The organism is Citrobacter sp. CK194 (assembly GCF_030333395.1).
Lineage (GTDB): Bacteria > Pseudomonadota > Gammaproteobacteria > Enterobacterales > Enterobacteriaceae > Citrobacter_B > Citrobacter_B koseri.
Window position 1 is genome coordinate 1,108,280 of the sequence record NZ_JAOWGA010000019.1, and the last position, 25,430, is coordinate 1,133,709.

Consider the following 25,430-nt stretch of genomic DNA (forward strand, 5'->3'; position numbering starts at 1 on the left):
AACGGTTGCCAGCCGCTGCGGATTGTACTTTTCCGGCATGATGAATCAATGTGGTTAATCCGAAAACGGCCTGGCAGGGCGTAAACCATGCCAGTGGTGTCCAACTGGAGTGATGGCTACGTATTTGAGATTTCTTTAGCTTATTGACGTGGTGTGATTCCTTCTGTCAAACCAATAAATCAGGAAAATTTAATGATTTAACAGAAGGATAACTGACTTATTTGCGGAAAGATTAAGCAACGTTGCGAGTATGACCAGCAAGCACTGCGAGCGCATCGCTGTTTTCGATGGTGATGTATTTACCTTTCACCGCCAGCATACCGCTTTTCTGGAAACGCCCCAGCAGACGGCTGATCGTTTCGACCGTTAAGCCAAGGTAGTTACCGATATCGCCACGGGTCATCGTCAGGCGGAATTCACGCGGAGAGAAACCGCGCTGGGCAAAACGACGGGACAGATTGTAGATAAAGGCTGCCAGACGTTCTTCCGCATTTTTCTTCGACAGCAACAGGATCATATCCTGATCGCCTTTGATCTCGCCGCTCATCAGACGCATCATCTGTTGACGTAGGTTAGGCATCTTACCGGAGAGATCGTCCAGAGTCTCAAACGGGATTTCACATACCATTGAGGTTTCCAGCGCCTGGGCAAAGCTCGGGTGGTGCCCGCTGCCAATCGCGTCAAAGCCGACCAGGTCGCCCGCTAAATGAAAACCAGTGATCTGCTCGTCGCCCTGCTCGGTAATGGTGTAGCTTTTAATCGTACCGGAGCGGATAGCATAGAGCGATTTCAGTTCATCACCTGCTTTAAACAGCGTTTGCCCTTTCTGAATAGGCTTTTTACGCTCGATGATATTATCAAGCTGATCAAGCTCATGTTCGTTAAGTGTGAACGGGATGCAAAGCTGGCTGATACTGCAATCCTGGCAATGGATAGCACAACCGCCAGACTGAATGCGCCGTATAATTCGCTTTTCCGGGATCATAGGTCTGCTCAAGCCGTAATTGATATTTGTCAATTTTAACATCTTTTTGGTGAGCACGTAAGCCTGAGCTACTCCCAATAGAGGATAATTCAGGCATAAGCAGGAGAAATATTTATATCCCTTTGAAAATCCATGCTTTATAAGTGGTTACTTTACATCAAAGTGTGACGGGTAAGGCACAAAATGCCTGGTTTCTACAACAGCAGATACCCTTCATGGCGTAATAACCACTCTTTTCTCTGTACGCCGCCAGCATATCCCGTCATTGTCCCGTTGCGTCCGATTACGCGATGGCAGGGCACAACGATACTGATCGGGTTAGATCCGTTAGCGGCGCCTACGGCGCGCGCGGCTCCCGGACGGCCTAATTTTTCGGCAAGTTGACCATAATGCATAACCTGACCGCAGGGGATGGTGCGCAGCGCCTGCCATACTTCCCGCTGAAAAGGCGTTCCCCCGGTGGCGGTCTCCAGCGTATCAATGATGCTGAGATTTCCCTCAAAATACGCGGTGAGCTTATCGCTCAGGCCACCCGGATTTTTGGCGGCGATGCGCTCGTATCCCTCTGAACGATAATGTATGTCCAGTAGCTGTTCCATACGGTCGCTGTGTTGCTCCCATTCGACGGCGCGCAGGCGGAATTGCTCATCGCAAATCACCCATAACGGCCCCAGCGGGGTCGCGATATTGTCTTCAAGTAATCTCAGCATCCGTTATCTCTCATTGCAGGCGGGATAATTCCCGGACTCATCAGCAGCTCAACAAGATACCATGCGACCAATATCCGCAACCATACCCCTAAAAAGATAAGCGGGCATAATACGTTTAGCGTCATTGTTTGTTGAAAAAGCGAACAAATAAAGATGCTGAAAAAATGAAGCACGGCAGGAGAATAAAAAACAGGGACTGTCGACATCCGCCAGCCCCTAAAATCTACACAGCAGTGCTTCCTTAACCTTTTCCCGACCTGGTTTTCCCTCAGCGGGTAATAAAGTTATAACGGCTATAAAAGAGATATTCCACTTTCAGGGCATAATTGATTTTACAAAAGCCCCGCTGAAATTGTCGGTTAACGCAGGATAAAACGTGGCTTTACCGGGGATGAAATAGTGAGATGCGCATAGCCAGATAATTGAGCCAGTGTCGTTTATTGGAAATAACTGTAAACCGTTGTCGGTATAATAGCGCGCGGTTATGATAGTGCCTGTCTTAACGCGCTGGAGGAGGAATCATGAACCTTGACGACAAAACGCTGTTTCTTGACGCCATGGAGGATGTCCAACCGTTGAAACGTTGCGCTGATGTACACTGGCAGCCCACGCGCAATTCACGGGCGCCGCAGCGTATCGATACGCTCCAGCTCGACAATTTTCTCACTACCGGGTTTCTGGATATTCTTCCTTTGGGCGAACCGCTGGAATTTCGCCGGGAAGGGTTGCAGCAGGGCGTGCTCGACAAACTGCGTTCGGGAAAATACAGCCAGCAGGCGAGTCTCAATTTGCTTCGTCAGCCGGTTGAGGAATGTCGCAAGATGCTGTTTAGCTTCATCTGCCAGGCGCGTCAGGATGGTTTACGCAACGTGCTGATCATTCATGGCAAAGGGCGGGAAGATAATGCGCATGCCAATATTGTGCGCAGTTATGTGGCGCGTTGGCTGACGGAATTTGACGACGTTCAGGCTTACTGTACGGCGCTGCCTCATCATGGCGGCAGCGGAGCGTGTTATGTTGCGTTGCGTAAAACGGCGCAGGCAAAGCAGGAAAACTGGGAGCGTCACGCGAAACGCAGCCGTTAAGGGTGTTCACAGGCTACTTACGGGCAGCCTGTGACGTTTATTACGCAGCCAGCACCCGATTTCTGCCGTCGTTTTTGGCTTTGTACAGGGCATCGTCCACCCGCTTAAATAATTCATCAATACTTTCATTCGATTCGTGCCGTGCGACGCCGATGCTGACGGTAAAACGGGGCAGGCCAGGAATACAGACTTTCGCCACGGCGGCGCGTATTGATTCTGCAAGATTAAGCGCAACCTCCAGCGAGGTTCGCGGCAGCAGCAAGACAAATTCTTCACCGCCCCAGCGGAAGACCAGGTCGCCTTTACGTGCGCAGGCTTCCAGCGTTCGCGCCAGAGCGCACAGCACTTCATCACCTTTCAAATGACCGTACAAATCGTTAATGCTTTTGAAGCGATCGGTATCGATGAGCAGCAGGCTGTAATCCATTGTCATCGACAGATGGGGCGTATGGTTTTGCTCAGTAAGAAGATAAAATTGCCTGCGGTTCAGTAAGCCGGTCAGCGCATCATGCAGGGCAGCGCGTTCCAGCTCCTGTTCCAGCCGTTTTTGCTCGGTAATGTCATGAATGATGCATAACATGAGTTTATCGCCGTATATCTCAAGGGGCCCCGCATAGGTTTGTACGTGCCGGGTGGTGCCGTCAGAGAGTTTATGGACGAAGTTTAAGGGCTTATGACCGCCGGGCAGACGGGCAATCTCATGCATAACGGGTAAGACCTGGCGGCCTAATACGTTGATTTCCCATGTATGTTTCTGGCACATCGCTTCATGGCTGTAGCCATAGAAATTGAGTGCGGCCAGATTGGCATCGACGATCAAACCGTCCCGCGAAGGGTCTATCAACAGCATCGGCGCGGAGTTCGTCAGGAAAAAACGGGCGTAAAACCCTTGTTTTTTACGCTGATAGTTTGCCGAACGGCTGGCCTTGAGACCTTGCGCCGTAGGTGTCTCTATGCCTTCAAAAATAATAACGTCTCCCTGCGTCGACAGGGTTTTAACCGAGAGGCGGCAGGTTAAGGCGATTTCTTTACCATCACGACAGACCGTCAGAATTTCAACAATATCGTGATGGTGGTGTAAATCAGCAACGTACATGCGCAGCTCATTTTGCGCATAAGTTGAAAATATCCCCTTTCTGAGACGGCTGAAAGTCTGTTCCTGTGTCAGTTCGCGTGCGGCGGTATTAGCGAAAACTAACTCTTCTGTGTGTGGTAAAACAATCCAGACAGGAAAACTTAATAAATCCAGAGCATTGAGTTCGTGAGCAATCATCGATAATCCCGTTATCTTCACATGCTGTGTTGCCGGTTTATTGGTGAATGGCTTTTTTATTAACAGCTTACAGTGATATGGAGCGTTTTTTCACAAATCGGGAGACAACAATAGACGTGCAGATAAATCTAGCAGGGAACCAGGACAAATCCACGAATGATAAGTTTTTTTTCAATGGTCGATATAAGTGTGAACGAGTAAAAAGGAAGAAAGGTTGATGGCGACTTATATAAACATTACTCAGGCTAATCATTCTGAAAGAGGTTAACCCTTTCCCGTACGACATATTAAAGCTGATGATGCAACGCAAGGTTATCGATCTACAGACTAAAATTCATAAATTTCGATTAAGTAAATTATCATCCATTGAACACCCCATATTGTCTCGTACAACACATTTGCGCCGGTGATGCCGGTGCCTTTCCTGCCATATCGTACTTTTCTGAATCATTTCAGCGCAATGGGATAATGAGGTATTGCTTAACATACGCCGAAGGCTAGACTAACGAAAAAGCGTTGAATGAATGTGGAGGCGTTGTGGAAGCCATCAAGGGATCGGAAGTCAATGTGCCGGATGCCGTTTTTGCCTGGCTACTGGATGGTCGCGGCGGCATTAAACCGCTTGAAAATGACGATATTATCGACAGCCAGCATCCCTGCTGGTTGCATCTCAATTACACCCACCCTGACAGCGCGCAGTGGCTGGCGTCGACGCCTTTGTTACCGAATTCTGTACGCGATGCGCTGGCTGGCGAGAGTTCGCGTCCACGCGTCAGTCGGATGGGGGAAGGCACGCTGATCACCTTACGCTGCATCAACGGCAGTACCGATGAACGCCCTGACCAGCTAGTGGCGATGCGTGTATATATGGATGAACGTTTTATCGTCTCAACGCGACAGCGAAAAGTTCTGGCGCTTGATGAGGTGGTTAGCGACTTGCAGGAAGGGACTGGCCCGTCCGATTGCGGCGGCTGGCTGGTCGACGTGTGTGACGCCCTGACGGATCACGCCAGCGAATTTATCGAGCAATTACACGATAAAATTATCGACCTGGAAGACAATCTGCTCGATCAGCAGATCCCGCCGCGTGGTTTCCTGGCGTTACTGCGTAAGCAACTGATTGTGATGCGTCGATACATGGCGCCTCAGCGTGATGTTTATGCGCGACTGGCAAGCGAGCGTCTGGCCTGGATGAATGATGATCAGCGTCGTCGAATGCAGGATATCGCGGATCGTCTGGGAAGGGGGCTGGATGAGATCGACGCGTGTATTGCGCGCACGGGCGTGATGGCCGATGAAATCGCGCAAGTCATGCAGGAGTCCTTAGCGCGCAGAACCTATACGATGTCGCTGATGGCGATGGTCTTTCTGCCCAGTACATTTTTAACCGGCTTGTTCGGCGTGAATCTCGGGGGAATTCCGGGCGGCGCATGGCATTTTGGATTTTCTATGTTCTGTATTCTGTTAGTTGTCCTGATTGGTGGTGTTACCTTATGGTTGCATCGTAGTAAATGGTTGTAACAACAACGCTTTTCATCGTCCTTTGAGCAGAAAAACACCGCATAATTTGAGCGAAGTCAATAAACAATCTACCCATTCGGGGCAATATCTCTCTCGCAGGTGAATGCAACGTCAAGCGATGGGCGTTGCGCTCCATATTGTCTTACTTCCTTTTTTGAATTACTGCATAGCACAATTGATTCGTACGACGCCGACTTAGATTAGTCGGCTTTTTTTTTGCCTGCGGGATATCAGCGTCTACCCTAAAAGAGTCAATCTGTATGACCGGAGGGTAATATGACCAGCCTGTTCACGTTATTGCAAATGCAAACACGCCAGTCGGATTCCGTACCAACCGATCCGGTGCCGATTCCCGATCCTATCCCGCGCCCACAACCTATGCCAGATCCGCCACCGGATGAAGAACCGATTAAATTGTCGCATCAAGAGCGGAGATCTGCGAGGATACGCGCCTGCTGACTGTGTGTCTTTTACCGCGAGATTAAATTGTGACCGCTTTTTCTACTCTGAATGTCCTGCCTGCCGCCCAACTCGAGAATCTTAACGAGTTGGGTTATCTTGAGATGACGCCTGTCCAGGCCGCTGCGTTACCGGCGATCCTGGCCGGAAAAGATGTGCGCGTGCAGGCAAAAACCGGCAGCGGAAAAACGGCTGCATTTGGTCTCGGGCTTTTACAGCATATTGATGCCAGTCTGTTCCAGACCCAGTCGCTGGTGCTTTGTCCTACGCGCGAACTGGCCGATCAGGTGGCAGGGGAGCTGCGTCGTCTGGCGCGTTTTCTGCCTAATACCAAAATCCTGACGTTGTGCGGCGGGCAACCTTTCGGCGCGCAGCGAGACTCTCTCCAGCATGCGCCGCATATTATTGTCGCGACGCCGGGTCGCCTGCTTGACCATCTGCAAAAAGGCACTGTTTCTCTGGATGCCCTGCAAACGCTGGTGATGGATGAAGCCGACAGGATGCTGGATATGGGCTTTAGCGACGCTATTGACGAGGTGATTCGCTTTGCGCCGTCACGCCGTCAGACTCTGCTGTTTTCCGCCACCTGGCCTGAGGCCATCGCGGCGATCAGCGGTCGGGTTCAGCAAAATCCACTGACGATTGAAATTGATTCGGTGGACGCGCTGCCATCTATCGAGCAGCAGTTTTTTGAAACATCTTCTCAGGGGAAAATCCCGCTGCTGCAAAAGCTGCTGAGCCAGCATCAGCCTGCGTCATGCGTTGTTTTCTGTAATACCAAAAAAGATTGTCAGGCGGTTTGTGATGCGCTCAATTCTGTTGGGCAGAGCGCATTATCGCTGCATGGCGACCTTGAGCAGCGCGATCGTGACCAGACGCTGGTTCGTTTTGCAAACGGCAGCGCGCGCGTACTGGTAGCGACGGACGTCGCCGCGCGTGGGCTGGATATCAAGTCGCTGGAGCTGGTCGTAAACTTCGAGCTGGCGTGGGACCCGGAGGTTCACGTACACCGTATTGGTCGTACCGCCCGTGCAGGCAACAGCGGTCTGGCGATCAGTTTTTGCGCGCCGGAAGAGGCGCAGCGCGCCAATATCCTGTCTGAAATGTTGCAGCTTAAACTGAACTGGCTGACGCCGCCGGGCAACGTTCCGGTTGCACCGCTGGAAGCTGAAATGGCGACGCTGTGCATTGATGGCGGTAAAAAGGCAAAAATGCGCCCGGGCGACGTGCTGGGAGCATTAACGGGAGATATTGGTCTGGATAGCGCTGATATTGGCAAAATTACCGTACATCCGGCTCATGTCTATGTGGCGGTTCGCCAGCCTGTGGCGCAGAAAGCCTGGAAGCAATTGCAGAACGGAAAGATAAAAGGGAAGAACTGTCGGGTTCGTTTATTGAAATAAATGCCCGTTGGCGCTCCGCTTATCCGGCCTACAGGTGCTTATGCGCATCGTAGGCCGGATAAGACGTTTACGTCGCCATCCGGCTGAGCCAGAAATTACTTCACTTCCACGACGTTCAGACGCAGTTCATCCAGCTGATTATCGTCTTCCTCTGGCTGCCAGCCTGCGGGTTGCAGAGGGATCTCTTCGCGGTCAAAGGCTAAATCACCACCGTCTACTACGTCGGAATCATGATTAATGCCTTTGAAATCAAAAAGATTAATATCGCTCAGATGAGAAGGCACCACGTTCTGCATCGCGCTGAACATGGTTTCAATACGCCCTGGATAACGCTTATCCCAGTCGCGCAGCATGTCGGCGATGACCTGGCGTTGCAGGTTTGGCTGCGACCCGCACAGGTTGCACGGAATGATCGGGAACGCTTTGGCTTCTGAAAAACGCTCAATATCTTTCTCGCGGCAGTAGGCCAGCGGGCGGATAACGATGTGTTTGCCGTCATCGCTCATCAGCTTCGGCGGCATCCCTTTCATTTTCCCGCCGTAGAACATGTTCAGGAATAACGTTTGCAGAATATCGTCGCGGTGGTGGCCTAACGCAATTTTGGTCGCACCCAGTTCTGTTGCGGTGCGGTAGAGAATACCGCGGCGCAGTCGGGAGCACAGAGAGCAGGTCGTTTTGCCTTCAGGAATTTTCTCTTTAACGATCCCATAGGTGTTTTCTTCAACGATCTTATACTCTACGCCCAGGTTCTCAAGATATTCCGGCAGAATGTGTTCGGGAAAACCCGGTTGCTTCTGGTCAAGGTTAACGGCGACCAGTGAAAAGTTGACGGGTGCGCTTTGCTGCAAATTACGCAGAATTTCCAGCATGGTATAGCTGTCTTTCCCACCGGAAAGGCACACCATGATGCGATCGCCTTCTTCGATCATATTGAAGTCAGCAATCGCTTCGCCCACGTTACGACGCAGACGCTTTTGTAATTTGTTCAGGTTGTACTGTTCTTTCTTGCTAATATCTTGATTTTGCGACATTTAATAGAGGCTCAATTCATTGTGTGGCATCAGAAAAGTATGCATCACGCCGGAAAGACCGGCAAAAGAAATCTGATATAAAAACTGTGGCGTGTATGGTACGGATTGGCGAGAAGAATGTCAGCACATTTATACCCGTTATACCTCAGGTTGCAGGTAAGCGTGCAGGGTTGAAAAGTGGATATGAAAAGCCCGCAACGGCGTGCGGGCTGATGCGTTTAGCGAACCACCAGGACGGAGCATTCGGCATGGCGTACGACCGCTGCGGCGTTGGAGCCCAGCAGATACGTGGTGATGTCCGGGCGGTGAGAAGCAATAATCACCATGTCTGCCGGTAATTTTTTAGCCATTTCCAGAATTTTATCTTTCGGAGAACCTTCCGCGATATGAATCTGTACTCTGTCGGCAGGAATACTGAACTTCTTGATAATCTCTTCCAGTTGAGATTTTGCTTCGGCTTTCAGATCGTCCATAGCCGGTAACTCTGCTGAGTAGGCCAGGCCTAAAGAGGCGTAATAGGGCAGTGACGGAATAACGGTCAGGAAATGGACCTCTGCGTCATCTATTTTTGCCTCGGCTTCAACATGGGTGATAACGCGTTGAGTTAATTCTGAATCTGAAATATCGATGGGCACAAGAATCGTTCTGCTCATAAAACCTCCTGTTTAAGTATCCGATTAAAGTTTAACCCTTAATGGCACTTTATGTACAATGACAGGAGTCACATTTTAGCGTGAGTTTGGTTTCTGCTCTGGAAATTTCCCTTTGATCACGCCGTCATAAAAGCGGCCTTTAGAAACCACGACAAGAAAATCACGAAAAATACGCGACGGGACGCCGAGATATTGCAGAGTACCGGTTCGATGAAAACGAATTTCCAGCGTGCTGGAGGTTTCGTCATAGCCGACGGATGCAATACGGGATGATTTAACGGGATGATGGTTCATTGCCGGCGTCCTCTACAGCAGATCTTTATGCAATATATCATCTATCAATGGAGAGTTTTAGCGCAACAAATATATTGTTTTAGTATAGATAAAACACTGTTGTTATGAAAAAAGCCCGCCGTTGCCAGCGGGCTGACGGACTTAGAACTGGTAAACCATACCCAGAGCAACGACGTCGTCGGTAGACATATCGTTGCGAGTGTAGAAGCTGTCGTCTTCATCCAGCAGGTTGATTTTGTAATCAACATAAGTGGAAAAGTTTTTGTTGAAGTAGTAGGTCGCGCCTACGTCAGCATATTTAACCAGGTCTTTATCTTCACCGCCGGCCAGATCCTTACCTTTAGACATCAGGAAAGATACGGCAGGACGCAGACCGAAGTCGAACTGGTACTGCGCTGTAACTTCAAAGTTCTGGGTTTTGTTGGCAATGGTGTTATCACTGCCGTTTGAGCCACCGTAAGGAGTCATATTACGGGTTTCAGAATACATGGTCGCCAGATAGATGTTGTTAGCGTCATATTTCAGGCCAGCAGTCCACGCATCTGCTTTATCACCGCCAGCAGTGGAGTGGTTTGCTTGCTGATTTGTTCGGTCGGAGGTGGTATATGCCGCACCGAAGCTGACGCCCATACCCAGATCGTAAGTTGAAGAGATACCGAAGCCGTCGCCGTTGGAGTTTTTCACGTTACGGTCGCCGCCGTTGCCCGTACCTTCCTGCTCGTTGGTAACCTGGTTTTCATTCGCCCCCTGATATTGCAGCGCAAAGCTCAGACCATCCACCAGACCGAAGAAGTCGGTATTACGGTAGGTTGCTACGCCGTTAGCACGACCGGTCATGAAGTTGTCTGCTTTGGTATAAGAGTCGCCGCCGAATTCTGGCAACATATCGGTCCAGCCTTCCACGTCGTACAGTACGCCGTAGTTACGGCCGTAGTCGAATGAACCATAGTCACCGACTTTAATACCTGCGAATGCCAGACGAGTCCAGGAGTCACCTTTATCACCTTCGGTACCGTTAGCCTGAACCTGATATTCCCACTGGCCGTAACCCGTGATCATATCGTTAACCTGAGTTTCACCCTTGAAACCCATACGCATGTATGTTTGATCGCCGTCAGAATTTGCGTCATCAGAGAAATAATGCAGACCGTCTACTTTGCCATAGAGATCTAATTTATTGCCGTCTTTATTATAAACTTCAGCGGCGTGGGCCGCGCCTGCGGCTAACAGGGCAGGGATTACGAGAGCCAGTACTTTTCTTTTCATTGAAATAACCCTTTAGTTTTTTTATTTACCTGTGACTCCCCATAAGGGAAGTGAAATCATGCTAAAGGAGAAGTTCCGTAAAGAGATAAATATGAATTGTTACGTCTTAAGTAAAATCTTAATTAAATAATTCTACAGAAATGATGATAATTGACATGAATGTTTTTTAATAAAACATATAAAATAAAAATTATACAATTTAATTTTGTTGCGATATTCTGCGCGGGTTATATGCCTTTATTGTCACATTTTGCTTTTTTCGTTGGGCCATTGCGATAAGTACTGATCTTCCAGCGAATGAATTGACAAGCCCGAACCTTGGTTCGGGCTTTTTTTCGTTCTGACGAATACTCAAACAGCCGTATTATTCAGCACCGCTCTTTTCCGCTTTACCTGCCAGTTGAGCAAGGAAGTCATAGCGTTTTTGCAGATCCGCCGTCGCATCCTTCCAGAGCTGTTCAGCAACGTCTGGCTGCTGTGCATTCAGACGGCGGAAGCGTTGCTCGTTGAGCAGCGTCTCTGCCAGCGCGTCTGACGGTGGACGGGAGTCCAGCGCCAGCGGCAGTTTACCCTCATCGGCGCGACGCGGGTCAAAGCGGTACAGTGGCCAGAAGCCGGTAGCCGTTAACTGACGCATCTGATCGTGGCTCAGCGCCAGGTCGTAGCCGTGTTCTTCACATGGGCTGTAGGCAATGATCAGCGATGGCCCCGGATACGCTTCCGCTTCCTGGATTGCTTTCACCGTCTGGTTTAACTGCGCGCCCAGCGAGATCTGCGCGACATACACATGACCGTACATCATCATGCTCACACCCAGATCCTTACGCGCTTTGCGCTTGCCGTGTTCGCCAAACTTCGTGACCGCGCCAAGCGGCGTCGCTTTCGACGCCTGTCCGCCGGTATTGGAATAACACTGCGTGTCCAGAACCAGAATATTGACGTTCTCGGTCAGGCTCAGCACATGATCCAGACCGCCAAAGCCAATATCGTAGGCCCAGCCGTCACCGCCAATCAGCCAGATTGATTTCTCAATCAGCGCATCGGCATCGGTTAACAGTTCATGCGCGCCGTCGACATCTTTCAGATGCTGGCGTAATGCGGCGACCTGTTCACGACGAACTTCCGGCGTCGCTTCGGCGTGCAATGCGTCGTTTAAATCCGTTGGGATGCGATCGGCGAACTGTTCCAGCAGGCGCATGACGCGCACGCGATGTTGATCAACCGTCAGGCGAAAGCCCAGACCGAATTCGGCGTTATCTTCAAACAGCGAGTTCGCCCATGCGGGGCCGCGACCGTTGGCATCGGTGGTGTAAGGCGTTGAAGGCAGATTACCGCCATAAATAGAAGAACAGCCGGTCGCGTTGGCAATTAACATGCGGTCGCCATACAGCTGGGTCAGCAGCTTGATATACGGCGTTTCACCACAACCGGAGCAGGCGCCGGAGTATTCGAACAGCGGCGTGATCAGTTGAGAGGTGCGAATATCAATACGTTCCAGCTTGCTCTTGTCGATTTCCGGCAGATTGAGGAAGAAGTCATAATTCACTTTTTCTTCTTCGACATGCTCAAGGCGAGACATCATGTTGATGGCCTTGATTTCAGGGTTCTGGCGGTCTTTCGCCGGGCAAACTTCAACACACAGGTTACAACCCGTGCAGTCTTCCGGCGCCACCTGCAATACGTATTTTTGACCACGCATATCGCGTGATTTCACATCCAGCGAGTGCAGACTGGCCGGGGCGTTCTCCATTGCTTCCGGCGAAACCACTTTAGCGCGGATCGCCGAGTGCGGGCAGGCGGCGACACAGTGGTTACACTGGGTACACAGCTCTTCTTTCCAGATAGGGATCTCTTCGGCGATGTTGCGTTTTTCCCAACGGGTCGTCCCCATCGGCCAGGTGCCGTCTGGCGGCAACGCTGAAACGGGCAGGGCGTCACCAAGCCCGGCGAGCATGGCGGCTGTAACCGTTTTAACGAAATCGGGCGCTGCGTCAGACACCACCGGAGGACGATTTGCGCTGTGCGGGTCCACCGCCTGCAACGGAACTTCTGTTACCGATTCGCGCGCCAGCGCCAGCGCCTGCCAGTTACGCTCAACCAGCTCCTGGCCTTTACTGCTGTAGCTTTTCGCTATCGCCCCCTGTAATTCCGCTAGCGCGCTATCACCAGGCAGAATCTGCGTCAGGTGGAAGAAGGCCATCTGCATCACGGTATTAATACGTGCCGCCAGTCCGCATTCGCGGGCGATTTTAGCCGCGTTAATCACAAAGAACCGCGCTTTTTTCTGGTTCAGCACCGCCTGAACTTCCTGCGGCAGACGTGCCCAGACTTCATCTGCGTTGTACGGCGTATTGAGCAGGAAAATACCGCCTGGTTTCAGACGTTCCGCCATCTGATACTTATCAATAAACTGCAACTGGTGGCAGCCGACAAAATCAGCCTGCGCCACCAGGTAAGCGGAACGAATCGGCTGCTCGCTGACGCGCAGGTGAGAGACCGTCAGGCCGCCAGCTTTCTTCGAGTCATAGACAAAGTAACCCTGTGCATACCACGGCGTGGAGTTACCAATAATCTTGATGTTGTTTTTGGTTGCAGAAACGCTGCCGTCGCTGCCCAGACCGTAAAATAGCGCTTCCAGTTTCGCTGTACCGGGCAGGGTGTTTTCCGGCAGGGGCAGAGACAGATTAGTGACATCATCATAGATGCCAACTGTGAAGCGGGATTTGGGTCTGGCGCTCGCCAGTTCGTTGAAAACAGCCAGCACGCAATCGGGGCCAAACTCTTTTGAGGAGAGACCATAGCGCCCGCCGATCACCCGCGGTAAGGTTTCTCTCTCGCCGCTGTTGAATGCCTCCGCCAGCGCGGTCATCACATCCAGATACAGCGGTTCGGCCTGCGCGCCAGGCTCTTTGGTGCGATCCAGTACGGCGACGGTACGTACGGTTTCCGGCAGCGCCTGTAATAAATGTTTCGCTGAGAACGGACGGAACAGACGGACTTTCAGTACGCCCACTTTTTCGCCGCGCGCCAGCAGCTCGTCCACCACTTCCTCACAGGTGCCGATTGCGGAACCCATCAGAATAATGACGCGTTCCGCCTGCGGATGGCCATAGTATTCAAACGGCTTGTACTGGCGACCGGTGGCCCCGGCGAAATCATTCATTGCCTGTTCAACGTGGTCATAAACCGCGTTGTACCACGGGTTCGTGGCTTCACGGGACTGGAAGTAGGTATCCGGGTTGGCAGACGTGCCGCGAATCACCGGATGTTCAGGATTGAGCGCGCGGGAGCGGTGCGCGTCAATTTCAGCCTGCGGCATCAGTTTCAGAATGGTGTCATCCGCCAGCGGCACAATTTTATTGATTTCATGCGAGGTGCGGAAACCATCAAAGAAATGAATAAATGGCACGCGGCTTTTCAGCGTGGCAATCTGCGAAATGAGCGCGAAATCCTGCGCTTCCTGAACGCTACCGGCGCTCAGCATGGCGCAGCCGGTCTGGCGAACCGCCATCACATCAGAGTGATCGCCAAAAATAGACAAGGCATGAGTAGCAATGGTGCGTGCGGCGACGTGGAGTACAAACGGCGTGAGCTGTCCCGCCAGTTTGTACAACGTTGGGATCATCAGCAGCAGGCCCTGAGATGAGGTAAATGAGGTCGAGAGCGCGCCGGTCTGTAATGCCCCGTGAACGGTGGCGATGGCGCCGCCTTCCGACTGCATTTCTACGACGCGAGGGGTATCGCCCCAGACGTTCTTAAGCCCGTTTCCGGCCCAGGCATCCGCCTGCTCAGCCATTGTCGAACTGGGCGTAATTGGGTAGATGGCGATAACTTCGCTGGTACGGAATGCGACCGAAGCAACCGCGCCATTACCGTCAATAGTGATCATATGACACCCTTACATTGCACAAAAAGAGGGACTCGCGAAACATCGGCGGGCCCTGATAGTTATCTCTCTATTTTAGCAAACCCCGATCTCTACCATTTTCGCTTTTGTGTCCCTGGAATAGAGGGAATGAATGATTTGATCAAAGAGAGGGCAAAAAAATTGCTAAAAAATGTCAATGAACCGCATAAATGGGCAGTTTGCCTCTCGACGACGCAGGGCAGCCTGCCTATTATTTATGGCGGTGTCGTTTTGGCTAACGTTCAGAGGGGAGAGAGATGCGCGCAGCGTTTTTAGTGGGGTGTGCCGCGTTATTATTGTCGGCCTGTAGTAATGAGCCTGTTCAGCAGGCGACGGCAGCGCATGTTGCGCCGGGGTTAAAGGCGGCAATGTCCAGTTCCGGGGAAGCTAACTGCGCCATGATTGGCGGGTCGCTCTCTGTTGCCCGTCAGCTTGACGGGTCGGCGATCGGCATGTGCGCATTACCCAACGGCAAACGCTGTAGTGAACAGTCGCTCGCCGCTGGAAGCTGCGGCAGCTATTAATGCACTAAATCAGCCAGTCGGAACATCAGCGTTTGTTCTGCGGTCGCCAGCGTCAACTGGTTAGCCGTTAAGTCGACCTGCGCGCCCTGTTTGAGCATCGCGCTAATGGTGTGATCCAGTTCATTTAACTGCGGGTCGGCGCACATCATACGCGTCATCGCCATTTCTTTGACTTTCAGCTCGCCATCAGACAGCTTGCCCTGGCCGCTGAAGCGGTTGCACATGCGGCCGGAAACCGTCATTTTTTCACCGAAGCTTAACTCCGGGGCGTTCTTACCCGCAGCGACTGGTTTTCCGTTTACACTCTCCAGAACAAAACGGTGATGCTGTAGCTGATCACGGTTAACGGAGACTTTTCCATTGCTGACGCAGCCTGCCATAAGCATGCTGAGTGCAACCAGTGCGACGATCTTCTTCATTAAAACTCTCTACATTTGCTGACGGGAAATCATTCATAATTGTAATGATATGGCCTGGTATATCATCGGGGATTATCTGAAAGTGCTCCCCTGAACGCAGGGGAGCAGAAGGGTCAGAACAGGGCGTTCGGGCAGGTTTCACCTTTTGAGAGCTGTTCCAGATTTTGCAGAGTGGTTTCCGAGATGCTGGTCAACGCTTCCGCGGTCAGGAAAGCCTGGTGCCCGGTGAATAGCACGTTATGGCAGGCAGACAGACGACGGAATACGTCATCCTGAATCACATCGTTGGACTTGTCCTCAAAGAACAGATCGCGTTCGTTTTCATAGACATCCATCCCCAGTGAGCCAATCTTCTGGTTTTTCAGCGCTTCAATTGCCGCCTGCGAATCAATCAACGCCCCACGACTGGTGTTGATCACCATCACCCCATTTTTCATCTGATCGAACGCAGCATGATTAAGCAAATGGTAGTTTTCAGCTGTCAGCGGGCAATGCAGAGAAATGACATCAGATTCCGCAAACAGCGTCGGCAGATCGACATACTCCACGCCAAGCTCCAGCGCGGCGGCGCTTGGGTAAGGATCAAACGCCAGCAGTCGCATACCAAAACCTTTCAGAATACGCAGCGCGGCGACGCCGATCTTGCCCGTCCCGATCACGCCAGCCGTTTTACCGTGCATGGTAAAACCGGTCAGACCTTCCAGTGAAAAGTTTGCATCACGGGTACGTTGATAAGCGCGATGAATGCGACGGTTCAGCGTCATCATCATACCAATCGCATGTTCGGCGACGGCTTCAGGAGAATAGGCCGGGACGCGCACGACTTGCAGACCCAGCTCTTTTGCGGCGTCCAGATCGACGTTATTGAAGCCAGCGCAACGCAGCGCAATGTATTTTACGCCGTGCTTTTTCAGCTCTTCCAGAACCGGGCGGCTGCCGTCGTCGTTAACGAAGATGCATACCGCTTCGCAACCGTTGGCGGTTTTTGCCGTTTTTTCAGTCAGCAGAAAGTCAAAAAATTCAAGTTCAAAACCAAAGGACTCGTTAACATGTTGCAGGTACTTCTTGTCGTACTGCTTTGTACTGTAAACAGCGAGTTTCATAAGACTTTCTCCAGCGATGGTGGAATAACATTGAATCAATTAAAATTATCTTACAAAATTTAAAAAATAATTGATAGACGTAACCATGACATAATGAATAATTTTAGAACATCTCTTCTTAAGGCACCTATCATACTAAAATTAAACAACTTTCTTTAACACATATTTCCCTTCCGGTCATTCTGAACCCATGCCTTATCAGTGGGTCAGTTACTCTTCCACAGACTGACGTATTCTTTCTGTAGCGAATCAGGCTGACAGACGTTCGTAACGTCGAACAACCGACAGACATAACCTGCAAACTCTCACTTTCATACGAAATCACCTATCGCTTCAATTGATTGACAAAAATTAATAATTGCTCCGCCCATCGCTCCATTCCATGATGAATTTCATGAACTTTTTCCTTTGCTGTGATATTTATCACATTTCTGTAAATTTCACCAATTGTCCTGTCTGGTGTGACCAGCAGTAATTTCCCTTTTATTTTTTGCACTTATTTAAACAGGCGTTGATATGCTCCTGTTATCCCGTTTATCAAGGGATTGTCAAAGGATTCCAAATAAGCATAATTTAACCAAGAAATTAGTTTTGTTATTTTAACTTGAATCCTCGTGATTTTTATTAACACGTTCAATACAAACGAGAGTGGAGGGATGATATTGCCTTAACTTAATACATACTATTAACAACACAGCATGTTAAATCCTGTCTTATCCGGCGAAGTTAAGTTGGAGGTGTTATTATGACTGCGCGCAGTATCGTAGCGACTTTTTAATGGAATAAAAATGTACGCGATGAATCTGTCGATGAATAAGCCTGGAACAGTAAGCAAGATAACCTTATTGAATAAACCAATTTCAATAACTGAAAATGCCTGCTCTACATGTAGTCTACTGGAGCAGCTTCACAGGTATCCTTCAGCTACTGTCGTAATATATGGGCGGCCGTCTTTATTTTTGAGTTTCTGGCTGCATGTTCGGGAATGTTACCCGTGCGCAGCATTGATATTTAAGCATGGCTATTTTTTGCCTGTGGATGAGACCATTGCTGAGTTTTTTAACTACTTCACTATTGAAGGGAGAAGCGGTGTAAAACACCACGAGAAAACAATACAGCGTGTAATTTATTTTCTTCCTCCTGTTTTACTAAGGAAAGAATCTGTTCAGGATACAGCGTATCTTACGGATACAGTACCTTTACTTAATGAAATAACACATGCGCGACTTTCTTCCGGGAGGTTATCGAAGCTGTCTAAAAGTGTTCTTGCACTAATACTTTCTGGCTTCAGTCGAGAGATGATAGCAATTAATTTAAAAGTTGGAATCAGGCAAGTCTGGTTGATTGAAAACTTCCTACGCAAAAGATGGCGAATTCCAGATTGTTGTTCTCTGGTTGAGTCTGTTTATTTCTGCAATAGATAAAAATTGTTCCTAATTTTAATTTAAGGGTGTTTACATGCATAAGAATGTTATGGCCTCTATGTTAGGTGTGGTTTTGTTCGGGGCTCTAAGCAATATCAGTTGGGCAGCGGGCTAGGACAACGATCTCGATAAAACAGTCACTAAACGTGAGCTATATACCCAACTGGCTACATTAGCTCAAACCGTTTCTCAAAAAGGGGGCGTTTCTAAAGAAGAACTGATTAAGTATATAGATAGTCATGTAAAGGCTACAAATGACAGTACGAGAGAGTATATTAAATCTACAGATAAAAGTACGAGAGAGTATGTTGATAATGCTATTAGTGCTCGGGATATCTTGCAGAGTGTTTATACTGATGTTTTAGCGGAGCATATTGATGCTCAAAATCGCTCGCTGTCTTCACAGCGGGACGCAATAAATACGGTGAAACAGGACGTGACCGTAAGCGTTGGGAAGGTTAATAAAGAACTGGATGAACAAAAGGATGTTCTGCGCGGCGAAATCGGCCAGGCCAAAGCTGATGCAATTGCACAGGCTGACAATAATGCGAAAGTCGTGCGTGGTGAGCTTAAGCAGCAGGGTGATTCCCTGCGTGGTGAAATCGGCAGCGCCAAAAGGGATGCCTACGCACGGGCCGACAGTAATGCAAAAGCCGTGCGTGACGAGCTTAAGCAGCAGGGTGATTCCTTGCGCGGCGAAATCGGCAGTGTCAAAAGGGATGCTTACGCGCGTATAGACAACAATACGGAAGCTGTTCGTGGCGAGCTTTCTCAGACCAGCAAATATTTATCTGGAAAAATCAATGCTAACCAGTCTGCGGCCAGTAAGAATAGTCGCCGTTTAGATCTTCATGAATCCTGGCAAAAAATGGCGGCAGACAGAATGAATGGTCTGCAAAAACAGATATCTAACAACCGCAAAGAAATTCGTGAAAGTGCAGCTCAGAATGCGGCGCTTGCAGGTTTATTCCAGCCTTATAGCGTGGGTAAATTTAATGCTACTGCGGCATTGGGAGGATATTCAGATAAGCAGGCAGTAGCCGTTGGGATCGGCTACCGCTTTACAGACAATGTTGCAGGTAAAATGGCAGTTGCGGCCGGTGGAGATTCCGTTTCATGGAACACGGGTATTAGTCTGGAGTTCTGATTAAAGCTTACAGCAGGGGGTATTTTACTCCCTGCTCATGGAGCAATAATGAAAATTATCATCGCGACGCATGATTTTTATTTTCAGCAAGGCGCTGAAGTATTATTCAATTCGTGTGAGGCACTTGGCGTTGAACATTTTAACAGCGAAAGAGAAACGTATTTTATTATCTGTGATAATGAGTTCGCCGGACTCATGAGCATACTTTTCTACGGGTATGATTTTTACCTTGCCTGCAAGTCAGAGCCTTGCAATATGAAGCATGGATCTTGTTTGAATGACCAAGGTAAATCATTAACACATAATGAAAGAATTATCGCTTTCCTTTTATACTATAAACACTTTAGTGTAGAGCAAATCGCCAGGATGAGAGGTCGAAGTAAGAAAACAGTATATTCGCATATTTACAATATCAAGAAAAAAATCGGCTTAAAAAATGGAATGCACCTGCCATTTAAAAGTAACGGCATTGATCGGAATGCTTTTTTTGAACTGATATTTCTCATCTGAGATAAAATCTGGCTGGCATCTCATTATTATCTTCCCGGAGAATATGAATGAAGAATTTCATTAATCGATTCATTCGCTCAGATTACGATATCGTCATTCTTCGCCTGAGCGTTATCGGTGTATTTATGTTGTTTGGTACTTATAAATGGTTTGACTTTGAAGTTATGGCCCTGGAGCCTCTGATTTCATCAACATGGCTCAATATTCTGTATTTGATTTTTGGTGTCCACGGGGGAAGTTATTTCCTTGGCGTTATGGAAACCATTACATTTCTTGCGTTGATCATTGGCTTCGCCCGACCTGGTGTTGGCATATCTGGCGATCTCATTGTTATCACTACAGGAGTAACGACTCTGAGCCTGCTGCCACAACTGGGGAAAATTGACAGCTTCATTATCAAGGATGTTCTCTTGATTGGCGCTGGCGCAGTTTTGCTGAAATATGACCTTACCCGGTATCTGGCATTCAGGAATGGAACATACCGGGTATAAACGCTGCTACAGGATGGCAGGAATGTGAGCCCAGGCAGAGGATCTGCAAATGGTCAGTCCTCTGCGCCTCTGTTTTCCGTAATAAATCAGGAGACTGAGTTAATTCAGTACAAAATGTTTGCCTGACTGCGGATGTGCGCCATCACGGTGCGATGGCAGAAAGAACGGATACTAACGCTCTGTTATATCATCAACTTTATCATTTCTAAGACGACCTCAAAATTGTTGGGTCGCGGCAGAACATCTATCCTTAGTGAGGGCGATGCCTTCAACTGAGCGCCCAAACATGCCACAATACGGGCCTTACCGGCTTAATTTTTGCTAAATCAGGATATTAACTACCCATGAAGGGTAAATACAAAGCCGTTCTCGCGCTACTTTTATTATTGATCCTTATACCGTTAACGCTGCTCATGACGCTTGGCCTGTGGCTTCCTACGCTGGCGGGCATCTGGTTACCGGTTGGTACGCGTATCGCGCTGGATGAAAGCCCGAAACTTACGCGCCACGGCCTGCATATCCCGGAGCTGCGTTATCTGGTGGAGGACTGCCCGTTAGCACGCATGAGCGGCGCGGAACTCACCCATCCCAGCCGCTGGCAGCTGAATATCGGTACGCTTGAACTGGACTCCGCCTGTCTGGCAAAACTCCCTGAATCTGAACCATCGCCCGCGGCGCCGCGCACGCTCGCAGAATGGCAGTCTATGCTGCCTAATACCTGGGTTAATATCGACAGGCTTATTCTTTCTCCCTGGCAGGAATGGCAGGGGAAATTGTCGCTTTCGCTGACGCCAGCCCTCCAACAGATTCGTTATCAGGGCGAGAAGGTCAACTTTCAGGGGCGGTTGCACGGGCAAAACTTCACCGTCAGCCAACTGGAGGTGAGCGCCTTCGAAAATCAGCCCCCTGTAAAACTGGAAGGGGAATTTACGCTGCCCCTGGTGCCGGACGGGCTGCCGGTGAACGGACACGCCGTCGCAACGCTGAGCCTGCCGCAGGAACCGTCGCTGGTGGATGCGGAACTGGAGTGGCGGGACAACGCCGGACAGCTGATCGTCATGGCGCGCGGTAACCCGGAGCCGCTGCTCGATCTCCCCTGGCTGGTCACTCGCCAGCAACTTGCCATCAGCGATGGACGCTGGAACTGGCCGTATCAGGGCTTTCCGCTGAGCGGACGTCTGGGGATCAACATTGATAACTGGCAGGCAGGTCTTGAAAATGCGGTGATAAGCGGCCGGTTGAATGTTCTGACGCAAGGCGATGCGGGTAAAGGCAATGCGGTGCTGACGATTGGGCCAGGCAAGCTGAATATGGATAACAGCGACATGCCCTTGCGTTTAACCGGTGAAGCGAAACAGGATGATCTGATCTTTTATGCGGTACTGCCGACACAGCTCACCGGCAGTCTGGCCGATCCACAACTGACCTTTGAACCCGGCGCGCTGTTGCGTTCTCGTGGCCGGGTGATTGACTCTCTGGATATTGACGAAATTCGCTGGCCGCTGGCTGGCGTAAAAGTCACCCAACGCGGAGTTGATGGCCGATTACAGGCAATTTTACGCGCGCACGAAAATAAGATGGGCGACTTTGTCCTGCATCTTGATGGGCTGGCGAATGATTTTCTTCCCGATGCGGGGCGCTGGCAGTGGCGCTACTGGGGCGAGGGCAGCTTCACTCCGATGAACGCCGGTTGGGATGTCGCCGGGAAAGGAGAATGGCACGATAACACCATCACGCTTACCGACCTGTCCACCGGGTTCGATCAACTGCAATACGGCACGATGACGGTGGAGTCTCCGCGCCTGGTGCTGGATAAACCGATCGTGTGGGTTCGTGATGCCGGGAACCCGACCTTCAGCGGCGCGTTATCGCTGGATGCGGGCAATACTGTGTTCACCGGCGGCAGCGTCTTACCGCCGTCAACGCTCAAATTCAGCGTTGAAGGAACGGACCCAACGGTATTCCAGTTCAAAGGCGACCTGCACGCAGGGGCGATTGGGCCAGTACGGGTAAATGGGCGCTGGGACGGCATTCGTTTACGCGGGCAGGCCTGGTGGCCAAAACAGTCTGTTACGGTCTTCCAGCCCTTGCTGCCTCCTGACTGGAAAATGAATTTGCGCGCAGGCGAACTGTACGCGCAGGTGGCTTTTTCCGCCGCAGAGGAGCAGGGGTTTGAAGCGGGTGGACACGGCGTACTGAAAGGCGGTAGCGCCTGGATGCCGGACAACCAAATCAACGGCGTCGATTTTGTGTTGCCGTTCCGTTTCAGTCAGGGCGCCTGGCAACTGGGAACGCGCGGGCCGGTGTCATTACGCATCGCAGAGGTGGTAAACCAGGTCACCGCGAAAAATATCACGGCCGATCTCCAGGGAAGCTATCCGTGGAGCGAAGAGAATCCTTTATTGCTGAGTGACGTGAGCGTGGATGTGCTGGGCGGCAAAATCATCATGAAACAGCTACGTATGCCGCAGCACGATCCGGCACTGCTGCGGGTGCAAAATGTCTCTTCCAGCGAACTGATCAGCGCGGTGAATCCCAAACAATTTGCGATGTCCGGCCCGGTTAGCGGCGCGCTTCCGCTGTGGCTGAGCAATGAAAAATGGATCATTAAAGACGGCTGGTTAACCAATCCAGGCCCGATGACGCTGCGTATCGATAAAGATACCGCCGATGCGGTCGTCAAAGACAATATGGCGGCAGGCGCGGCAATCAACTGGCTACGCTATATGGAGATTGCCCGTTCGTGGACGAAGATTAATCTGGACAATCTGGGCGTGCTGACCATGCAGGCGACGGTCACGGGTAAAAGCCATGTGGACGGTAAAGTCGGCACGGTTAACCTGAACTATACCCATGAAGAAAATGTCTTTACGCTCTGGCGCAGTTTGCGTTTTGGCGACAACTTACAGGCATGGCTTGAACAAAACACCGCGTTGCCGGAAACCCGTTGCCCGGAAGGCAAGGAATGTGAGGAACAACAATGAAAACGATGATTGCCATGCTGGCGCTCTTCTTACTGGCTGGCTGTACGCCGCGTATTGAAGTTGCAGCGCCGAAGGAACCGATCACCATCAATATGAACGTCAAAATTGAGCATGAAATTCATATCAAGGTTGATAAGGACGTGGAAAGTTTATTGAAGTCACGCAGTGATTTGTTCTGAGGTCATGATGAAAAAACAGCTTAGAGCGACCGTTCTTATCCTGAGTTTATTGAGCTGCAACGCCATCGCGTTGACCCTAAGCGAAGCAAGAACGCAAGGGCGAGTGGGGGAAACGCTTAATGGTTATCTGGTGGCGTTGGCAACCGATCCAGAAACGCGCTCGCTCGTCAGCGAGATTAATAAAGAGCGTAGCGCCAGTTATCAACAGCTGGCGAAAAGCCATCAGATTCCGGTGGATGAGGTGGCGAAAATGGCCGGACAAAAGCTGGTCGACCGGGCAAAGCCGGGTGAGTATGTACAGGGTATTAACGGTAAGTGGCTGAAAAAGTAACTGGCAACAGTGCGTAGCTTCTACGTATTTTCTGTTTTGTATGATAAAGCGCGATAATTTGCAGGGTAAGTTTCTATACTGTCTGCTCCGAAGCGATATTCAGCAAGAGGGGCAGTTATGGCAAGTCACGGTAATTCAGCGACGTTTTCTCTCGGTTCCCGGCAGGTAAAACGGCTGGGGTATGGGGCCATGCAACTGGCAGGACCTGGTGTATTTGGCCCGCCGAGAGACCGTCACGTCGCGCTGACGGTGCTTCGGGAGGCGATTTCGCTGGGTGTGAATCACATTGATACCAGCGATTTTTACGGCCCGCATGTTACGAACCAAATCATTCGAGAAGCGCTGCATCCGTATCCTGACGATCTGGCGATCGTCACCAAAATTGGCGCCCGTCGCGGGGAAGATGCGTCGTGGTTGCCCGCTTTCTCGCCTGCGGAACTGAAGCAGGCGGTTCACGATAATCTGCGTAATCTCGGACTTGATGTGCTGGATGTGGTCAACCTGCGCGTTATGTTCGGCGACGGTCATGGCCCGCATGAAGGATCTATCGAAGAGAGTTTTAGCGTGCTGGCAGAACTTCAGCAGCAGGGGCTGGTGAAGCATATCGGTCTGAGCAATGTCACCGCGAAACAGGTGGCTGAGGCGAGGAAGATTGCCGAAATTGTTTGCGTGCAGAATGAGTACAACATTGTCCATCGCCAGGATGACGCACTCATTGACGCGCTGGCGGGCGAGGGTATCGCTTATGTGCCGTTCTTCCCGCTGGGCGGGTTTACGCCGTTGCAGTCATCAACGCTCTCCGACGTTGCCGCCAGCCTGAATGCGACGCCAATGCAGGTAGCGCTGGCATGGTTGCTGCAACGTTCAGCCAATATCCTGTTAATTCCGGGAACGTCGTCAGTGACGCATTTGCGTGAAAATATGGCGGCAGGGGATTTGCAACTTTCGGATGAAGTTCTTGCGGTGCTGAATGGCATGAATGCCTGATGGAGGTTATCCGGCCTGCGGGAGGATGACACCCCTTGCAGGCCGGATGAGGCAAATAAATCTTATGCAGCAACAACGCTGTCAATCGCCGCTTTGGCGTCAGACTGCGCTTTGGCCGCGACTTCCGGGCCGTAAGCAATCCCTTCAGCAAACACGAAGTTCACGTCGGTGATACCAATAAAGCCCAGGAAGACTTTCAGGTACGGCGCGATCAGGTCAGTCGGCGTATCTTTGTGGATACCGCCACGGCTGGAGAGAATCACCGCACGTTTACCGGTCACCAGACCTTCCGGCCCTTTCTCGGTGTAACGGAAGGTGACGCCTGCGCGGGCAACCAGGTCAAAATAGTTTTTCAACTGAGTCGGGATGTTGAAGTTGTACATCGGCGCCGCAATGACGATCACATCGTGCGCTTGCAGTTCCGCGATCAGCTCGTCGGACAGCGACAGCGCATCCTGTTGACGAGGAGTCAGCGGAGCGTCGCTCGGGCGCAGGGCACCCACCAGTTCGCCATCCAGTACCGGAACAGGATTCGCGGCCAGGTCGCGCACGGTGATTGCATCCGCAGGATGCTTTTCGCGCCACTGTTCAACAAAATAATCAGACAACTGACCAGACTGAGAGTACCCTGCCAGAATACTGGATTTAAGAACTAATACTTTGCTCATGGGTGTTTCCTTTTATGTGTTTGAATGGGGTGAGCCCCGTTGCTTGTTGACACTCTATTCACAATCCTGTCGCAGA

General features: G+C 50.6%; 23 protein-coding genes. 12 read left to right on the plus strand and 11 right to left on the minus strand.

Going from position 1 to position 25,430, the window contains the following annotated elements; translation table 11 throughout:
* Positions 1 to 232 precede the first annotated feature (232 nt).
* Positions 233 to 985, minus strand: a complete 753-nt coding sequence (gene fnr, locus OGX80_RS21325; protein WP_003020397.1) for a fumarate/nitrate reduction transcriptional regulator Fnr — start codon at positions 983 to 985, stop codon at positions 233 to 235.
* Positions 986 to 1,179: 194 nt separating this feature from the next.
* A complete protein-coding gene (gene ogt / locus OGX80_RS21330) occupies positions 1,180 to 1,695 on the minus strand; it encodes a methylated-DNA--[protein]-cysteine S-methyltransferase (RefSeq protein WP_115181606.1) in 516 nt (171 codons plus the stop codon).
* Positions 1,696 to 2,216: 521 nt separating this feature from the next.
* Between ogt and smrA the strand changes: the two genes are divergently transcribed.
* Positions 2,217 to 2,780, plus strand: coding sequence for a DNA endonuclease SmrA (gene smrA, locus OGX80_RS21335; RefSeq protein ID WP_012132289.1), 564 nt, complete (start codon positions 2,217 to 2,219; stop codon positions 2,778 to 2,780).
* 40 nt (positions 2,781 to 2,820) lie between these two features.
* On the opposite strand, the gene OGX80_RS21340 is transcribed toward smrA, so the two are convergent.
* Entirely contained in the window at positions 2,821 to 4,053 is a 1,233-nt protein-coding gene (locus tag OGX80_RS21340; protein WP_115181608.1) for a sensor domain-containing diguanylate cyclase, read from the minus strand.
* A 537-nt stretch (positions 4,054 to 4,590) separates the two neighbouring features.
* Between OGX80_RS21340 and zntB the strand changes: the two genes are divergently transcribed.
* From zntB to dbpA, 3 genes are all read left to right on the plus strand, one after another.
* Entirely contained in the window at positions 4,591 to 5,574 is a 984-nt protein-coding gene (gene zntB, locus OGX80_RS21345; protein ID WP_012132292.1) for a zinc transporter ZntB, read from the plus strand.
* A 276-nt stretch (positions 5,575 to 5,850) separates the two neighbouring features.
* Positions 5,851 to 6,033, plus strand: a complete 183-nt coding sequence (ynaL, locus tag OGX80_RS21350) for a proline-rich small protein YnaL (protein ID WP_072025335.1) — start codon at positions 5,851 to 5,853, stop codon at positions 6,031 to 6,033.
* 29 nt (positions 6,034 to 6,062) lie between these two features.
* On the plus strand, positions 6,063 to 7,436 hold the full coding sequence (gene dbpA, locus OGX80_RS21355; protein ID WP_104868622.1) for an ATP-dependent RNA helicase DbpA: 1,374 nt from the start codon (positions 6,063 to 6,065) through the stop codon (positions 7,434 to 7,436).
* Between the two features lie 95 nt (positions 7,437 to 7,531).
* Here the strand turns inward: dbpA and ttcA are convergent, their stop codons facing one another.
* From ttcA to nifJ, 5 genes are all read right to left on the minus strand, one after another.
* Complete coding sequence (ttcA, locus tag OGX80_RS21360; protein ID WP_012132294.1) at positions 7,532 to 8,467, minus strand: tRNA 2-thiocytidine(32) synthetase TtcA; 936 nt, start codon at positions 8,465 to 8,467, stop codon at positions 7,532 to 7,534.
* A 218-nt stretch (positions 8,468 to 8,685) separates the two neighbouring features.
* The gene (uspF, locus tag OGX80_RS21365; protein WP_012132296.1) at positions 8,686 to 9,120 is read right to left on the minus strand and encodes a universal stress protein UspF; all 435 of its coding nucleotides are present in this window, start codon (positions 9,118 to 9,120) and stop codon (positions 8,686 to 8,688) included.
* A gap of 75 nt (positions 9,121 to 9,195) precedes the next feature.
* Positions 9,196 to 9,414: a KTSC domain-containing protein gene (locus OGX80_RS21370; protein ID WP_012132297.1), complete on the minus strand. Its 219-nt coding sequence runs from the start codon at positions 9,412 to 9,414 to the stop codon at positions 9,196 to 9,198.
* 141 nt (positions 9,415 to 9,555) lie between these two features.
* Positions 9,556 to 10,680 carry a porin OmpC gene (gene ompC, locus OGX80_RS21375; protein WP_071258364.1) on the minus strand — a complete coding sequence of 375 codons (1,125 nt, stop codon included), beginning with the start codon at positions 10,678 to 10,680 and terminating at the stop codon, positions 9,556 to 9,558.
* A gap of 364 nt (positions 10,681 to 11,044) precedes the next feature.
* Entirely contained in the window at positions 11,045 to 14,569 is a 3,525-nt protein-coding gene (nifJ, locus tag OGX80_RS21380; protein ID WP_115181609.1) for a pyruvate:ferredoxin (flavodoxin) oxidoreductase, read from the minus strand.
* A gap of 275 nt (positions 14,570 to 14,844) precedes the next feature.
* Here nifJ and OGX80_RS21385 point away from each other — a divergent pair, with 275 nt between their 5' ends.
* Positions 14,845 to 15,111, plus strand: coding sequence for a putative hemolysin (locus tag OGX80_RS21385; protein ID WP_012132302.1), 267 nt, complete (start codon positions 14,845 to 14,847; stop codon positions 15,109 to 15,111).
* On the opposite strand, the gene hslJ is transcribed toward OGX80_RS21385, so the two are convergent.
* Both hslJ and ldhA read right to left on the minus strand, forming a co-directional pair.
* Positions 15,108 to 15,530, minus strand: a complete 423-nt coding sequence (hslJ, locus tag OGX80_RS21390) for a heat shock protein HslJ (RefSeq protein WP_047463583.1) — start codon at positions 15,528 to 15,530, stop codon at positions 15,108 to 15,110. The two genes, OGX80_RS21385 and hslJ, sit on opposite strands and share 4 nt — an antisense overlap.
* Before the next feature lie 113 nt (positions 15,531 to 15,643).
* Positions 15,644 to 16,633, minus strand: coding sequence for a D-lactate dehydrogenase (gene ldhA, locus OGX80_RS21395; RefSeq protein WP_012132304.1), 990 nt, complete (start codon positions 16,631 to 16,633; stop codon positions 15,644 to 15,646).
* Between the two features lie 1,761 nt (positions 16,634 to 18,394).
* Between ldhA and OGX80_RS21400 the strand changes: the two genes are divergently transcribed.
* From OGX80_RS21400 to OGX80_RS21430, 7 genes are all read left to right on the plus strand, one after another.
* Entirely contained in the window at positions 18,395 to 19,204 is an 810-nt protein-coding gene (locus tag OGX80_RS21400) for a YadA-like family protein (RefSeq protein ID WP_233644108.1), read from the plus strand.
* A gap of 48 nt (positions 19,205 to 19,252) precedes the next feature.
* Positions 19,253 to 19,714, plus strand: coding sequence for a helix-turn-helix transcriptional regulator (locus OGX80_RS21405; protein WP_112002060.1), 462 nt, complete (start codon positions 19,253 to 19,255; stop codon positions 19,712 to 19,714).
* Positions 19,715 to 19,761: 47 nt separating this feature from the next.
* Positions 19,762 to 20,205 (plus strand): DUF417 family protein, encoded by a 444-nt coding sequence (locus OGX80_RS21410; RefSeq protein WP_012132309.1) that lies wholly within the window; start codon positions 19,762 to 19,764, stop codon positions 20,203 to 20,205.
* A gap of 344 nt (positions 20,206 to 20,549) precedes the next feature.
* A complete protein-coding gene (locus OGX80_RS21415) occupies positions 20,550 to 23,189 on the plus strand; it encodes a YdbH family protein (protein WP_115181611.1) in 2,640 nt (879 codons plus the stop codon).
* On the plus strand, positions 23,186 to 23,368 hold the full coding sequence (locus OGX80_RS21420) for a YnbE family lipoprotein (protein ID WP_012132311.1): 183 nt from the start codon (positions 23,186 to 23,188) through the stop codon (positions 23,366 to 23,368). The genes OGX80_RS21415 and OGX80_RS21420 overlap by 4 nt, the downstream gene beginning before the upstream one ends.
* Before the next feature lie 7 nt (positions 23,369 to 23,375).
* Entirely contained in the window at positions 23,376 to 23,699 is a 324-nt protein-coding gene (locus tag OGX80_RS21425) for a YdbL family probable chaperone protein (protein ID WP_024130313.1), read from the plus strand.
* A 117-nt stretch (positions 23,700 to 23,816) separates the two neighbouring features.
* Entirely contained in the window at positions 23,817 to 24,686 is an 870-nt protein-coding gene (locus tag OGX80_RS21430) for an aldo/keto reductase family oxidoreductase (protein ID WP_049011900.1), read from the plus strand.
* Between the two features lie 62 nt (positions 24,687 to 24,748).
* On the opposite strand, the gene azoR is transcribed toward OGX80_RS21430, so the two are convergent.
* A complete protein-coding gene (azoR, locus tag OGX80_RS21435; RefSeq protein ID WP_049011899.1) occupies positions 24,749 to 25,354 on the minus strand; it encodes an FMN-dependent NADH-azoreductase in 606 nt (201 codons plus the stop codon).
* Positions 25,355 to 25,430 lie beyond the last annotated feature (76 nt).

Bases quoted from the DNA above. Each gene is read 5' to 3' on its own strand.
- ompC (WP_071258364.1), bottom strand. From the start codon at position 10,680: ATGAAAAGAAAAGTACTGGCTCTCGTAATCCCTGCCCTGTTAGCCGCA.
- hslJ (WP_047463583.1), bottom strand. From the start codon at position 15,530: ATGAAGAAGATCGTCGCACTGGTTGCACTCAGCATGCTTATGGCAGGC.
- ldhA (WP_012132304.1), bottom strand. From the start codon at position 16,633: ATGAAACTCGCTGTTTACAGTACAAAGCAGTACGACAAGAAGTACCTG.
- ynaL (WP_072025335.1), top strand. From the start codon at position 5,851: ATGACCAGCCTGTTCACGTTATTGCAAATGCAAACACGCCAGTCGGAT.
- OGX80_RS21415 (WP_115181611.1), top strand. From the start codon at position 20,550: ATGAAGGGTAAATACAAAGCCGTTCTCGCGCTACTTTTATTATTGATC.
- OGX80_RS21420 (WP_012132311.1), top strand. From the start codon at position 23,186: ATGAAAACGATGATTGCCATGCTGGCGCTCTTCTTACTGGCTGGCTGT.
- smrA (WP_012132289.1), top strand. From the start codon at position 2,217: ATGAACCTTGACGACAAAACGCTGTTTCTTGACGCCATGGAGGATGTC.
- ogt (WP_115181606.1), bottom strand. From the start codon at position 1,695: ATGCTGAGATTACTTGAAGACAATATCGCGACCCCGCTGGGGCCGTTA.
- uspF (WP_012132296.1), bottom strand. From the start codon at position 9,120: ATGAGCAGAACGATTCTTGTGCCCATCGATATTTCAGATTCAGAATTA.
- OGX80_RS21425 (WP_024130313.1), top strand. From the start codon at position 23,376: ATGAAAAAACAGCTTAGAGCGACCGTTCTTATCCTGAGTTTATTGAGC.
- azoR (WP_049011899.1), bottom strand. From the start codon at position 25,354: ATGAGCAAAGTATTAGTTCTTAAATCCAGTATTCTGGCAGGGTACTCT.
- OGX80_RS21430 (WP_049011900.1), top strand. From the start codon at position 23,817: ATGGCAAGTCACGGTAATTCAGCGACGTTTTCTCTCGGTTCCCGGCAG.
- nifJ (WP_115181609.1), bottom strand. From the start codon at position 14,569: ATGATCACTATTGACGGTAATGGCGCGGTTGCTTCGGTCGCATTCCGT.
- ttcA (WP_012132294.1), bottom strand. From the start codon at position 8,467: ATGTCGCAAAATCAAGATATTAGCAAGAAAGAACAGTACAACCTGAAC.
- OGX80_RS21410 (WP_012132309.1), top strand. From the start codon at position 19,762: ATGAAGAATTTCATTAATCGATTCATTCGCTCAGATTACGATATCGTC.
- OGX80_RS21370 (WP_012132297.1), bottom strand. From the start codon at position 9,414: ATGAACCATCATCCCGTTAAATCATCCCGTATTGCATCCGTCGGCTAT.
- OGX80_RS21385 (WP_012132302.1), top strand. From the start codon at position 14,845: ATGCGCGCAGCGTTTTTAGTGGGGTGTGCCGCGTTATTATTGTCGGCC.
- OGX80_RS21340 (WP_115181608.1), bottom strand. From the start codon at position 4,053: ATGATTGCTCACGAACTCAATGCTCTGGATTTATTAAGTTTTCCTGTC.
- OGX80_RS21405 (WP_112002060.1), top strand. From the start codon at position 19,253: ATGAAAATTATCATCGCGACGCATGATTTTTATTTTCAGCAAGGCGCT.
- fnr (WP_003020397.1), bottom strand. From the start codon at position 985: ATGATCCCGGAAAAGCGAATTATACGGCGCATTCAGTCTGGCGGTTGT.